Source organism: Chryseobacterium sp. MHB01 (assembly GCF_034651565.1).
Classification (GTDB): Bacteria; Bacteroidota; Bacteroidia; order Flavobacteriales; family Weeksellaceae; genus Chryseobacterium; species Chryseobacterium nepalense.
In genome coordinates this window covers 390,285-404,324 of sequence record NZ_JAYEDA010000002.1, presented here as the reverse complement: position 1 = coordinate 404,324, position 14,040 = coordinate 390,285, and the positions used below count along the sequence as shown (strand labels likewise).

The window sequence follows — 14,040 nt, the reverse complement described above, 5'->3', positions numbered from 1 at the left end:
AAATGTAAAATAATTAACTTTGTCGCATGAATTTTCTAAGATTGCTTTTTACAGTCTACTTCATGGCATTATCATTAATGCCATGCATGGATGTTGCAAAAGCGCAATCAAAAAATGAAAATGTATCATATTCCTATATAAAATCTGAGCAAAACGATGCTCATTCAAAAACAGATTCTTGTTCTCCTTTTTGTTATTGTAATTGCTGCAGAATCAGCGTTACTTCGCTCAAAATAAATCCTGTTTTAGAATATCGTAAACAGATAAAAGAGTACTATTCTAAAAAAATTCTTTTCATAAAGAATGACTTTGCATATTTGGTGTACGATCAGATATGGCAACCTCCTAAAATATAATTTTTGTTAATCAGACGGAAGAATTGTCTTTCGTCAAAACAGTTATGGAAACATTGCAATAGCATTGCGTTGTATTCTTACTCATTTTTGTCGCTCGATTTTTAGAACAAATAGTTGTTCCAAAAGGTAGTTGTGACATTCAATAAAAATTATATTCTCATGTTAGATAAAATCATAAGATTTAGCATCAAGAACAAGATTGTCATTGGTATAATGACCTTGTTGTTGATTATTTGGGGAGTTTGGAGCGCAACCAAACTTCCGATCGATGCCACACCCGACATCACCAACAATCAGGTTCAAATAATCACGGTATGTCCTACTTTGGCCGGTCAGGAAGTTGAACAGTTGGTGACATTCCCTATAGAACAGAGTATTGCTAATGTTCCTGATATTGAGGAGACCAGAAGTATTTCACGATTCGGTTTGTCTGTAATCACTGTTGTATTTAAAGAAGAGGTTGACGTTTATTTTGCCCGCCAATTGATCAGTGAAAAGCTGAAGCAGGCTGCTGAAGAAATTCCAAAAGGAATTGGCACACCAGAGTTGGCTCCGGTAAGTACAGGACTTGGGGAAGTATATCAATACATCCTTCATCCAAAGAAAGGAAGTGAGAAAAAATACGATTCCAAAGAACTTCGTACAATGCAGGACTGGATCGTTCGAAGACAGCTTAATGGTACTCCCGGAGTTGCAGAGATTAACAGCTTCGGAGGACAGCTAAAACAATATGAGGTCGCTGTTAACCCTGATCGTCTACGAGCGATGGGAGTTAGTATTTCTGATATTTTTGCAGCTCTTGAAAAAAATAATCAGAACACAGGCGGAGCCTACATTGACAAAAAGCCTAATGCTTATTTTATCCGTGGAATTGGACTTGTGACCTCTCTTGAAGATGTTGGGAATGTTGTAGTTAAAAATGAAACAGGGAGTGTGCCTATATTCATTAAAGATGTTGCTGAGGTTCGTTTGGGAAGTGCGGTTCGATATGGTGCCATGACATTTAATGGTGAGGTGGATGCTGTAGGTGGAGTGGTGATGATGCTTAAAGGTGCTAATAGTAATGAGGTAGTGCAATTAATCAAAGAAAAAATACCAACTATTCAAAAATCTTTACCTACTGATGTGATTATTGAGCCTTATTTAGACAGAACTAATCTAGTTGGCAGAGCTATTGATACTGTCGAGAAAAATCTTATCGAAGGAGCGTTGATAGTGATTTTTGTGCTGGTAGTATTTCTCGGTAATTTACGAGCCGGTCTTATTGTGGCATCTGCCATTCCGTTGTCCTTACTCTTTGCTTTGGGAATGATGAACGTTTTCGGAGTAAGTGCCAACTTAATGAGTTTAGGGGCGATTGATTTTGGATTAATTGTCGACGGAGCTGTTATTATTGTTGAAGCGACTCTTCATCACTTAGGATTGCGGAAAACAACACGTCTTCTTACCCAGTCTGAGATGGATGAAGAGGTATTTCTTTCAGCTTCTAAAATCAGAAGCAGCGCAGCATTTGGGGAGATTATTATTTTGATTGTCTACATTCCTATTTTAACGTTAGTAGGTGTTGAGGGTAAGATGTTTACTCCGATGGCTAAAACTGTAGGTTTTGCAATCTTTGGTGCATTGATATTATCATTGACCTATATTCCAATGATGAGTGCACTTTTTTTATCGAAGAAAATCTCGCATAAAGAAAATTTCTCAGATAAAATGATGAACCGACTCCAAAAAATCTATCAACCTCTACTAGAGAAAGCTTTAAAAGTAAAATATTGGTTAGTAAGTGTTACTGTTGCATTATTTGCAGTTTCATTATTTATATTTGGAAGAATGGGGGGCGAGTTTATCCCTCAACTCCAAGAAGGTGATTTTGCTTTTCACTGTATTCTTCCACAGGGAAGTTCATTAAGTCAGAGTATTGAAACCTCTATGCAGGCCTCCAGGCTGATCAAGCAGTTTGACGAAGTTAAAATGGTTGTAGGGAAGACCGGTGCTGCTGAAGTGCCTACTGATCCAATGCCTCCTGAAGCTACTGATATGATGGTGATCTTAAAACCGCAAAGTGAATGGAAAACAAAAAAATCATATGATGAATTAGCAGATGAGATCTCTGAAAAGCTTGAAGCTATTCCCGGGGTATTTTTCGAAAAAAATCAACCGATCCAGATGCGTTTCAATGAGTTGATGACAGGAATCAGACAAGATGTAGCGGTTAAAATTTTCGGTGAAAATTTAGATTCTTTAGCGATATATGCGGATAAAACAGCAAAAATTATTCAGTCTGTTAATGGTGCGAGTGCTCCACAGATCGAACGTGTTAGTGGTCTTCCGCAAATTAATGTTGAATATGACCGCACAAGAATGGCTAATTACGGGCTGAATATTGAAGACGTAAATACTGCTGTAAGTACTGCTTTTGCAGGTCAGGCTGCAGGTCAGGTATTTGAGAATGAAAGAAGGTTTGATCTGGTGGTTCGTTTGGATAGTTTACATAGAACCAGTATTGATGATGTCAACAATCTGATGGTGTCTACGAAGACAGGAATACAGATCCCGCTTTCACAGGTGTCCAATATCAATTATAAACTTGGCCCCGCACAGATTAGTCGTGAGGCAGGTAAAAGGAGAATCGTCATTGGTTTTAACGTAAAAGGCCGAGATGTAGAAAGTGTAGTAGAAGAAATCCAGCAGAAGCTTAATAAAGAAAAATTACCATCAGGATATTATTATACATATGGCGGACAATTTGAGAATCTTAAAGCTGCCAGTAAACGACTGACCATTGCTGTACCTGTATCATTATTTTTGATCTTTATGCTGTTATATTTTACTTTTGGTTCGCTAAAGCAGGCTGCCTTGATCTTTACGGCAATTCCAATGAGTGCTATCGGCGGTATATTCGCGTTAATGCTTCGCGGTATGCCTTTTAGTATCAGCGCGGGAATTGGGTTTATTGCATTATTTGGTGTAGCGGTACTTAATGGTATTGTGTTGATCGGAACATTTAACGAGTTAGAGAAGGAAGGTGAAACCAATATTTTAAAACGTGTGATGGAAGGAACTAAAACTCGTCTGAGACCTGTTTTAATGACAGCCACAGTCGCATCATTAGGATTTTTACCTATGGCAATTTCAACCGGAGCCGGGGCAGAAGTTCAGAAACCTTTGGCGACCGTTGTAATCGGGGGACTGGTTACAGCAACTTTCTTGACTCTTTTTGTTTTACCGATGTTATACATTATCTTCAGTACTAAACTAAAAATCAAAAAGCCTTCAGGTAATAAGCCACTGACAGCGGTTTTAGTTTTAGGTTTTTTATTCATTGGACAGACCTTTAACGCACAACAAGGTACCCCTGTTACAGTTGAGGAAGCTACGAGCATCGCATTGACCAACAATAATTTAATGCGGTCGAAAGATTTGGATATTAAAGTAACAGAGGCACTGAAACCTACTGCTAAAGAACTTCCAAAAATGAGTTTAGATGCTCAGTTAGGCCAATACAACAGTAAAAAATTCGATCAATCTTTTTCTATATCTCAAAGTATTCCGTTTCCAACATTGTTTAAAGCAAGAAGAGAACTTATCGCTGAACAGATCAAAGGAAAGCAGATCAATAAGGAGATTTCGGTCAACGAACTTGCAAGACAGGTTAGGACCTATTACTATCAGATCGAATATCTGCAATTTAACCAGTCAAAATTAAAAAATCTGGATAGTTTATATCAGGATTTTATAAGAATTGCTACGGTCAGATTTAAATCAGGAGATATTAAAAAGATAGAGATCAATACTGCAGAAACTCAGAAAGGGGAGATCAATTTGTTGTTGAAGCAAAATGAAGTTTATTTGAATAATGCATACAAAAACTTAAAAACCTTATTGAATACTTCGGGAGACATCTCGGTTCCTTATAACACAAATTATGAGCCCCTGAAAGCTAATTATGTATTTGACAGCGCGTCAATAGCGAATCATCCAACAGTAAGGTCTTACTATCAGGAGATGACCATAGCAGAAAAAAATAAAAACGTTGAAAGGTCTCTGGGCCTACCTGATTTCAGTATAGGTTACACCAATCAGTCTTTAATCGGTACCCAGACGATCAATGGTATGGATCGGAATTTTAATGCGGGAAATAGATTTCACGCAGCAACTATTGGCGTTACGATTCCCCTGACTTTCGGTGCTACAAAAGCGAGAATGCAATCTTGGGAGTTCCAAAAGCAAGTAGCGGAATCTAATGCAAAATTACAGCAAAAACAGCTGGAAGCGCAACTGGAAAACGCTTTGAATCAATATCAGCAGGATGTAGAGCAATATAATTATTATATTAATCAGGCTATACCCAATGCTGAGAAAATAGCTAAAGCCGGACAATTGGGATATAAAACAGGAGAAATTTCCTACGTTGAATATCTTTTTGCGCTTCAGACTTCTACCAATATTCAATTAAAGTATCTCGAATCGATTCAACAGGTTAATCAATCTGTTATTACCATTAATTCTATCATAAACAAATAAAATGAAAATTAAATATAATATAGTATCTACGCTGTTAATTTCTTTTTTAGTCTTAAGCTGTGGAAAAAAAGAAGCCTCTGAGGAAACGGAAGTAAAAGCAAAAACCGAACAGGTAGAGGAGGCTCATGAAGAGGCACCGCAAACGATCGCGGCATTAACAGAAGAACAAATGAAAGCAGTCGGAATCTCCTTAGGTAAAATTGAGATGAAAGATCTGACCTCACTTGTTAAAGCCAATGGTGTATTGAGTGTTCCCAACAATAGAAAAGCTACCGTTACCTCTCTGTATGGTGGGGTGATTAAGACATTAAATGTACAGATAGGAGATCATGTGAGGAAAGGGCAGGTAATTGCATCAATCAATAATCCCGAGTATATTCAGCTTCAGGAGCAATATCTTACAGTGAACAGCAGGATCGCGTTTGCTGAACAGGAATATAGAAGGCAACGTGAACTATTTGATAATGATGCCGGAGCAAAAAAGAATCTGCAAAGCTCTGATGCTGAATTAAAAAGTTTAAGAACCCAAAGATCATCACTACAGAGACAGCTCCAGCTTATGGGGATCAGCCCGGGTAAAGTAAGCAATGGTAATCTACGATCTGGGTTGGTTATAACTTCACCGATCAGTGGAACCGTAAGCAGTATCAATGCGCAGATTGGAAGTTATGTTGATGTGGCATCACCAGTTCTTGATATTATTGATAATAGTTCTATCCATTTAGATCTTCAGGTTTTTGAAAAGGATCTACCTAAAATGAAAGTTGGACAAACTGTACAGTTTAAGCTGACCAATAATCCGGAAACTTTGTATAACGCTACCGTATTTAGTATCGGGTCGTCATTCGAAAATGAGAGTAAAACGATCTCTGTACATGCGAGTGTTACAGGAAATAAAGTGGGGTTGATCGATGGGATGAATGTTACCGGAATGGTAAGCCTTGGAAACTCAAGCACCGCTGCCGTTCCTGATGAAGCAATCGTGGAAGCTGACGGTAAATTCTATGTTTTCATACAGACTTCTAAAAAGCCTGAAGAACATGCTGAAGAGGAAGAAGGGGGTGAGAAAGAGGAAGGTACAAAAGAGGCAGCGCATACCAAGAATCAAGGAAAAACATTGAATTTTGAGAAAATAGAAATTGTTAAAGGTTCTTCAGATCTAGGTTATACTGCAATCACTCCAGTGACCAAAATTGCACCTGATACAAACATTGTGGTAAAAGGTGCATTCTTCGTCAATGCTAAATTATCTAATTCAGGAGGGCATGAAGATTAGATTTATTATTACGAAAGCCTTTATATAAAAGTTTCAGCTGTAATAAAAAATAACATTATGCTACGAATCGAATTAAATCGTGAACTACGTATCATAATGTTATATCAAATCTATAAACAAAAGTTATGTTACTAAACAAGAAAATTTCAATCTGGTATTTTATTGATCAAATTAAAAGCCAAATATTACTGATTGTTATACTTGCTGTAGGTATAGGTTTGTTGGATCTGCATCCTATTTTCAAAAAAATATCAATTCCATTAAGCATTCCCGCAATTTTAGGAACTGCTGTATCACTGCTACTTGCATTTAGGACGGCGCAGTCATACGAGAGATGGTGGGAAGCAAGAACCGTTTGGGGTGCTATTGTTAATGATTCCAGGTCTCTTATCCGATTAATTATTCAGTTCATTCCTCAGGATAGTGCGGACGTTAAAATATTTGCAGAAAGACAAATCGTATGGGTCTATGCGTTAGGCGAAGCATTAAGAAAACAGCCTTTTTCCGGTAAAGTAGGGGAGTATTTGAATATGCATCAGATTAACGCTGTTAATATACCCAATGCAATTTTGGATGAACATTCTTATCACTTAAGACAAATAGCCGAAAAAGGATTGGTATCAGATTTCAAGGAGGTTCAGCTTAACGAAGTTCTCATGAGGCTGTGTGACAATATGGGAAAATGTGAAAGATTGAAAAATACGGTATTTCCACGTGCCTATAGTATTTTACTGCATACTCTTATATATGTTTTTGCTTTTATACTCCCTTTCGGATTGGATGATTCCCAGCTCACCTTGGAAATTATTACAACGATCACTATTCCTCTGCTATTTATAGCCATTGAGAAAACAGCAATCATCATGCAGGATCCTTTCGAGAATACTCCTGTGGATACGCCAATGACATCTATTGCACAAACTATAGAAATCAATATTTTACAGATGATCAAAGAAAATGATATTCCTGTTAAAAAAGAAAATAATACTTACTTCGAAATGTAGAGTCAATCTAGTAAATACATAAAATTATGAGCGACACAAATAAACAGACTGGATCTGCATCAAGCAGACATAAGAAAAATTTACTCATCGTCCTAGCACTAAGTGGTACTTATCTTATTGCTGAAGTCATTGGAGGAATTGCAACAAAAAGTCTTGCATTGCTTGCGGATGCTGCTCACATGCTAACAGATGTTGTCGGTTTACTCCTAGCATTTATTGCAATCAAAATTGGTGAGAGAAAGGCTAGTCCTGAAAAAACATTTGGGTACTATCGCACAGAGATTTTGGCTGCTGTGATTAATGCTGTTGTGCTATTGGGTATCTCATTATTTGTTTTATATGAGGCATTTCAAAGATTTAAAAATCCTCCTGAAGTGCAAAGTGGCTCCATGATGATCGTTGCAGGAATTGGTTTTGTGGTCAATATCATCGGTATCCTTATCATAAGAAAGGACTCCAATGAAAGTCTTAATATGAAAGGTGCTTATTTTGAGGTCTTGTCGGATATGCTGACATCCGTAGGAGTAATGATCGCAGGTGTGATAATGCTGACAACACAATGGTATTACGCAGATCCGATCATTTCTGCGGCAATAGGTCTATTAATCATTCCCAGAACCTTAAAGTTGCTTATGGAAGCGGTTAATGTCTTATTGGAAGGTACACCGAAAGATGTAGATATCAGCAAGCTTAGAGCATCACTGGAAGAACTCCCGGAAATCAAGGGACTCCACGATCTTCATGTTTGGTCTCTTACGTCAGGCGTTAATGCCATGAGTGCTCATGTGATTGCAGATGAAAATAAAAATCGCAACGAAATCCTGAAAATAGTAACAGACAAAGTGACAACAGATTTTAAAATAACCCACACCACTTTTCAAATCGAATATGAAGGCTATGATGAAAGTGTAATACACTTATAGATGAACGGTAAAAATAGATTGATAATAAATAAAATCTAATGGTTAGTTCTCTATCACATAAAATTGATTTCAAAGGATAATAATGTTTTAATCACTTATAAAACTTGTTTATGAGACTAATTAAAATTAAGAGAAGCACTTATAGCCTGCTCACTAATTTTTTCTTATTATACATGATCTTGTCCTTTTTTCTTAGGATAGGGCTTTCTGTGGCCAGCATTCAAAAAGCTGATCTTAGTTTTATTTCATTGTTGAAAGTATTTGCTATGGGATTTTTGTTTGATATTGGTGTAGGGGTATTTTTTGTGCTACCATACAGCCTATATCTGCTTTTGTTTCCCCAGAAATATAATAATTCGCTTTTCAATAGAGCTATGACTTTTTTTTGTTTTACTGTAGCTGTGCTTATATTGTTGTTTTCATTTTTTGCTGAAGTAACATTCTGGCAGGAATTTGAAAGTCGGTTTAATTTTATTGCAGTTGATTATTTGGTTTATACCTATGAAGTAATCAATAATATTAATGAATCATATCCTTTGCCATTGCTCATTACAGCCATGTTACTAATGACCTCTTTGGTATTTTTACTTTTCTATAAGAGGCATTATTTCACAGATAATTTTGAAGGCAGTACACCTTTTATACAGCGATTCACTATTTTTTTAGGATTGCTTTTTATTTCAGTCTTCTACACATTTTTTATTGACAACAGTTTAGCAGAGAGCAGTGAGAACAGGTATAGGAATGAGTTGTCAAAATCAGGAATCTATTCTTTTTTTTCAGCTTATAAAAATAACGAGATCAATTATGAGCACTTCTACACACTCATCGATAATAGAGAGGCGTTTAATATTGTGAGAACTGATCTGCAGGAAACTGACTCACATTATGTATCAAAAGATTTCTCAATTGTACGTAACATTAAGGGAGATGACTCCTCTGAGAAGCCCAATGTTATTATGATCACATTGGAAAGTTTCAGTGCAGACTTTATGAAAACATTTGGCAACAATCAGAATCTGACACCTACGTTGGACTCATTGGCGAATCGAAGCATTTTATTTACCAATATGTATGCTACCGGAACAAGAACCGTGCGAGGAATGGAGGCACTTTCACTTGCCGTTCCGCCTACACCGGGGAATAGTATTGTTCGTAGGAAAGACAACGATAATCTGACCACTGTAGGATCTATCTTCGGTCAAAAGGGATATGATACTTCATTCTTATATGGTGGTGATGGATATTTTGATAATATGAATAATTATTTCGGTAATAATGGATACACAATTGTTGACAGGAAAAGAAATTCTTTTGTAGGGGAAGATTATCAGTCTCCAAGAATACCAATAGAAGACAATGAGGTCACTTTTGAAAATGCCTGGGGTATTAGTGATGAAAATCTTTATGATCAGGTGATAAAGCAAGCAGATCAAAAATTTGCAGCGGGGAAACCTTTTTACGATTTTGTAATGAACACTTCCAATCATCGTCCTTATACATATCCTGAAGGAAAGATTGATATTCCCTCGGGATCGGGAAGGGAAGGCGCCGTGAAATACACAGATTATGCGATCGGTCAGTTTTTTAAAAAGATAAAGAATAAATCCTGGTACAAAAATACCATTGTTATAATTGTTGCAGATCATTGTGCCAGCAGTGCGGGCAAGAACGATATCGATGTCGCAAAATACCATATCCCTGCAATGATTGTCAACCTGAACGACAACGAACCATTCAGAATTGAAAAAATGTGCTCTCAGATCGATTTGTATCCAACACTTTTCGCACTTTTAGGTTGGACATATCAGAGTAATCTTTATGGTAAAAATGTTTTAGGCGAAAGCTATATTCCAAGAATATTTGTAAGTACCTATCAGAAACTTGGATATATGGAAAACAACAAATTGGTTATTCTAGGTCCACAGCAAAAAACAGAGACGTATTTGTATGACAAGGAGAAAAATAAACAAAATCCAGAGATGCTGTCTGAACAGTATGTAAAAAAAGCGATAGCAAATTATCAGTCGGCCTACTATCTTTTCAAGAATGAAGGATTAAAACAGAAGCGGATTAAAAAGGGAAATATAACCACAACTAGATAAAGTGATATAAAATGGATCTAAAATTTGAACTTTTACTTGCCGGAAAATTATTATTAGCACTGTTTTTTGGCGCGATAATAGGTTTCGAAAGAGAAACTGCCCATAAAGATGCAGGGGTTCGCACTTTTGGCGTTCTCTGTATGGCTTCTTGCTTATTTGTGGCAGTTGCCTCGCATCTTACAGATGATAAATCTGCAATAGCGAGAATGTTGGCGGCGATACCTGCCGGTTTAGGATTTATCGGAGCTGGACTGGCATTTAAAGATAGTTCCAAAAGCATGCAGGGGCTTACAACATCCACTGCTTTATGGGCTGCATCGGCAATAGGATCTGCCCTTGCACTGAACATGTTTTTGTTATCTTTTTTAGCAACTGTTCTTACCTTGTTCATCTTAAGTATTAACAAATTTGGCTGGTATAAAAAAATTCTAAAAACCGGAAGACAATCAGACCAGGATATATATATAAAGTAACCTAAAAATCATAAAAATAATATTATTATGGAACATAAACACATCTACGACGAAAATGGAAAGCAGCTCTGCTGTACTCCACAGGAAGGCAAAATCTATAAAGATGCTGGAGCCAAAAAATTAGTTGAAGAAGACGGATGCTGCGCTCCAAAGAAGAAAACGGAAGATCATCAACATACAGATGATGATGGACATGATCATGCAGAAACTGATAAAACAGCGTTTCAGATGTTCTTGCCTGCGATTATTTCTTTGGTATTGTTATTAGCAGGCATTGCATTGGACAATTACATTAAGCCTGAATGGTTTAAAGACTGGGTACGTATTGTCTGGTACGGTGTTGCTTATCTACCGGTAGGCCTACCGGTTTTAAAAGAGGCATTTGAAAGTATCAAACAAGGTGATGTGTTTTCAGAATTTTTCCTTATGAGCATTGCAACGATAGGGGCTTTCATTATCGGAGAATTTCCTGAAGGAGTAGCGGTTATGTTGTTCTATGCAGTAGGAGAGGTTTTTCAGACTCTGGCTGTGTCGAGAGCTAAAACCAATATTAAGGCTCTTTTAGATCAACGTCCTGATGAGGTAACGATTATTGAAAATAATCAGCCTAAAAAAATCAAAGCTGCCGAAGCCAAAATCGGGGATACGATTCAGTTAAAATCAGGAGAAAAACTGGCATTGGACGGAGAACTGATCTCCGATTCTGCGTCTTTCAATACCGCAGCGTTAACAGGAGAGAGCAAACCTGATTCTAAAAATAAAGGTGAAACAGTTTTAGCCGGAATGATCAATATGAACAGCGTAGCTTTGATTAAGGTTAATACAGCTTATGAGGATAGCAAACTCAGTAAGATCCTTGAACTGGTACAAAATGCAACAGCTCAAAAAGCTCCGACTGAACTTTTTATCAGAAAATTTGCAAGAATTTACACCCCAATTGTGGTTGCATTAGCTGTTTTGATCTGCTTAGTACCTTATTTCTTTGTTGATGATTATGTTTTCAGAGATTGGTTGTACAGAGCATTGATTTTCTTAGTTATATCTTGTCCGTGTGCATTGGTGATCTCTATCCCGCTTGGCTATTTTGGAGGTATCGGAGCAGCGAGCCGCAATGGTATATTATTTAAAGGAAGCAACTTTTTGGATAAGATCGCTGAGATTCAGAATGTGGTAATGGATAAGACCGGAACTATGACAGAAGGTGTTTTCAAAGTTCAGGACGTTACCATTAAAGAAGGATTTGACAAAGATGAGATTCTCCAATTGGTCAATGTTGTTGAAAGTAAAAGTACCCATCCTGTGGCTACTGCTGTTCACGAGTTTGTAGGAGAGATCAACAATTCGATCAATTTAGAGGATACTGAAGAAATTGCAGGGCATGGGCTTAAAGCGAGAGCTAATGGGAAGGAAATCCTGGTGGGTAATTTTAAACTATTGGATAAATTTAAGATCGGTTATGATGTAGACCCATCCAAAATCGTATATACGGTGATAGCTATCGCATATGATGGAAAATTTGCAGGATTCATTACGATTGCCGACCGAATCAAGGACGATGCAAAGCAAGCAGTTGAAAAACTTCATAGCTTGAATGTAAAAGCGACTATGCTAAGTGGTGACAAGACAACTGTAGTAAAATATGTGGCTGAGCAGATCGGTATTGACAATGCTTTTGGAGACCTGCTTCCGGAAGATAAGGTCAACAAGGTCAAAGAAATCAAAGCAAGAAATGAAAGTGTGGCTTTTGTTGGTGATGGTGTAAATGATGCGCCTGTAGTAGCATTAAGTGATGTTGGAATAGCAATGGGTGGACTTGGCAGCGATGCGACCATCGAAACTGCCGATGTTGTGATCCAGGATGATAAACCATCAAAAATACCTATGGCGATCAATATTGGAAAGAAGACCAAAAGGATCGTCTGGCAGAATATCATTCTTGCCTTTGTTGTAAAAGCCATCGTGCTCGTACTTGGAGCTGGTGGACTGGCTACGATGTGGGAAGCTGTATTTGCTGATGTGGGAGTTGCTTTGATTGCAATACTCAATGCAGTCAGGATTCAAAGAATGAAATTTTAAAAGAGATTATCACAGATAAAAATAGAGCAAATTCTAGTATCCTGTTTCCTTAGGATATTACAATTCTAAGGAAAATTTGCCTCCACTCATATTATTAAGATTGAGTTCCCATAAAAGATGGGAACAGGGAAGTTACATCCAATTTTACGATATAAAATTGAATACTATTAATGTTAGATCCGAACAATAAAAATCAGAAATATAATTTTTATGTGGACTTATGTAAAAAAAAACTCAATACTAATCCTTTTACTGAAATTCTCTCTAAGTATTTATGCTCAGGATAGTTTGTCATTGCAAAAAACTGCTCAACAAGATTCTTTAATAATAAGAGATGATACTTTGGATTATAAAAAACTTATTGTTCCGGTTAGCTTGATATCGGCAGGTGCAATTGGTTTTACAATTCCTGAAATCAAAAAGTTTGATTATGATGTGAGAAGGGAGGTAAACGATCATACATTAAACAATTCAAAATTAGACAACTATACCTTATTTGTACCAGCTGCGCTCGTTTATGGTTTAAACATAGCGGGTGTTCGAGGGAAACATAACTTAAAAGATCGAACGATCATTTTAGCAACATCACAAGCTATCTTATTGGCAATAGTTATTCCTTCAAAATCATTGATCGGCAGGGAGCGGCCTGATCAATCAAATTATATGTCATTTCCCTCAGGTCATGCAGCGATCGCATTTTCAACTGCACAGTTTATGTTCAGAGAATATAGGGACAGCAATTATTGGATCAGTCTGTCAGGATATCCGTTTGCCATTTTTACTAGTGTGTACAGAATCATCAATAATAAGCATTGGGTTACAGATGTCCTGTCTGGTGCTGGTATCGGAATTTTTTCTACTGAGATAGCATATTGGTTATATCCAAAGATCAAAACTTTATTTAAAAGTAAGAATGAAAAAACATTATCTATGATTTCTCCTTATTTCCAGAAGAGTTATCAGCAGAAAAGTTTGGGTTTGAATTACCAGCTATTTTTTTAAATGAGAAATTATGGGATTTAAAAGACGATTTAGGAGACGAATAATCAGGAGGGGAAAGCATCGGCTTGCGTCAGAAGATATATTCTATTTGATAGTTTTTAGTATCCTGATACTATCTCTTATAACATATGGATTTAAGAAATATTTTCATCCTGTCAAAGACCATCATTTTAAATATCATCAAAGTAAAAACTAATCAATCTACTTCCTAAAACGATCAATAGTTAACTATGGACAGATAGAAATAATATTTTTTTAGAGTAATGTTTTAACATATCACGTTTTTAAAGGACATTTAAAA

Annotated in this window: 9 protein-coding genes; all 9 read left to right on the top strand. The window is 36.8% G+C overall.

The window, feature by feature from the left end:
- Nucleotides 1-26 precede the first annotated feature (26 nt).
- The 9 genes from U9K52_RS21265 to U9K52_RS05405 all read left to right on the top strand — a co-directional run bounded on the left by U9K52_RS21265 (nucleotide 27) and on the right by U9K52_RS05405 (nucleotide 13,739).
- A complete protein-coding gene (locus U9K52_RS21265) occupies nucleotides 27-356 on the top strand; it encodes a DUF6660 family protein (RefSeq protein ID WP_072410597.1) in 330 nt (109 codons plus the stop codon).
- 159 nt (nucleotides 357-515) lie between these two features.
- A complete protein-coding gene (locus U9K52_RS05440; protein WP_072410604.1) occupies nucleotides 516-4,880 on the top strand; it encodes a CusA/CzcA family heavy metal efflux RND transporter in 4,365 nt (1,454 codons plus the stop codon).
- Nucleotide 4,881: 1 nt separating this feature from the next.
- Nucleotides 4,882-6,156 (top strand): efflux RND transporter periplasmic adaptor subunit, encoded by a 1,275-nt coding sequence (locus U9K52_RS05435; RefSeq protein WP_028123472.1) that lies wholly within the window; start codon nucleotides 4,882-4,884, stop codon nucleotides 6,154-6,156.
- Nucleotides 6,157-6,281: 125 nt separating this feature from the next.
- On the top strand, nucleotides 6,282-7,160 hold the full coding sequence (locus tag U9K52_RS05430; protein WP_322925621.1) for a bestrophin family protein: 879 nt from the start codon (nucleotides 6,282-6,284) through the stop codon (nucleotides 7,158-7,160).
- 26 nt (nucleotides 7,161-7,186) lie between these two features.
- The gene (locus U9K52_RS05425; protein ID WP_322925620.1) at nucleotides 7,187-8,083 is read left to right on the top strand and encodes a cation diffusion facilitator family transporter; all 897 of its coding nucleotides are present in this window, start codon (nucleotides 7,187-7,189) and stop codon (nucleotides 8,081-8,083) included.
- Between the two features lie 374 nt (nucleotides 8,084-8,457).
- Nucleotides 8,458-10,188: an LTA synthase family protein gene (locus U9K52_RS05420; protein WP_228400877.1), complete on the top strand. Its 1,731-nt coding sequence runs from the start codon at nucleotides 8,458-8,460 to the stop codon at nucleotides 10,186-10,188.
- A gap of 11 nt (nucleotides 10,189-10,199) precedes the next feature.
- Entirely contained in the window at nucleotides 10,200-10,661 is a 462-nt protein-coding gene (locus U9K52_RS05415; protein WP_034975913.1) for an MgtC/SapB family protein, read from the top strand.
- A 27-nt stretch (nucleotides 10,662-10,688) separates the two neighbouring features.
- Complete coding sequence (locus U9K52_RS05410) at nucleotides 10,689-12,737, top strand: heavy metal translocating P-type ATPase (RefSeq protein WP_040995614.1); 2,049 nt, start codon at nucleotides 10,689-10,691, stop codon at nucleotides 12,735-12,737.
- 210 nt (nucleotides 12,738-12,947) lie between these two features.
- Entirely contained in the window at nucleotides 12,948-13,739 is a 792-nt protein-coding gene (locus tag U9K52_RS05405; protein ID WP_034975909.1) for a phosphatase PAP2 family protein, read from the top strand.
- Nucleotides 13,740-14,040: the final 301 nt, after the last annotated feature.

What these genes read in the sequence shown, in the direction of transcription:
- U9K52_RS05425 (WP_322925620.1), top strand. Translation starts at nt 7,187, where the DNA reads ATGAGCGACACAAATAAACAGACTGGATCTGCATCAAGCAGACATAAG.
- U9K52_RS05415 (WP_034975913.1), top strand. Translation starts at nt 10,200, where the DNA reads ATGGATCTAAAATTTGAACTTTTACTTGCCGGAAAATTATTATTAGCA.
- U9K52_RS05435 (WP_028123472.1), top strand. Translation starts at nt 4,882, where the DNA reads ATGAAAATTAAATATAATATAGTATCTACGCTGTTAATTTCTTTTTTA.
- U9K52_RS05430 (WP_322925621.1), top strand. Translation starts at nt 6,282, where the DNA reads ATGTTACTAAACAAGAAAATTTCAATCTGGTATTTTATTGATCAAATT.
- U9K52_RS05410 (WP_040995614.1), top strand. Translation starts at nt 10,689, where the DNA reads ATGGAACATAAACACATCTACGACGAAAATGGAAAGCAGCTCTGCTGT.
- U9K52_RS05405 (WP_034975909.1), top strand. Translation starts at nt 12,948, where the DNA reads ATGTGGACTTATGTAAAAAAAAACTCAATACTAATCCTTTTACTGAAA.
- U9K52_RS21265 (WP_072410597.1), top strand. Translation starts at nt 27, where the DNA reads ATGAATTTTCTAAGATTGCTTTTTACAGTCTACTTCATGGCATTATCA.
- U9K52_RS05420 (WP_228400877.1), top strand. Translation starts at nt 8,458, where the DNA reads ATGACTTTTTTTTGTTTTACTGTAGCTGTGCTTATATTGTTGTTTTCA.
- U9K52_RS05440 (WP_072410604.1), top strand. Translation starts at nt 516, where the DNA reads ATGTTAGATAAAATCATAAGATTTAGCATCAAGAACAAGATTGTCATT.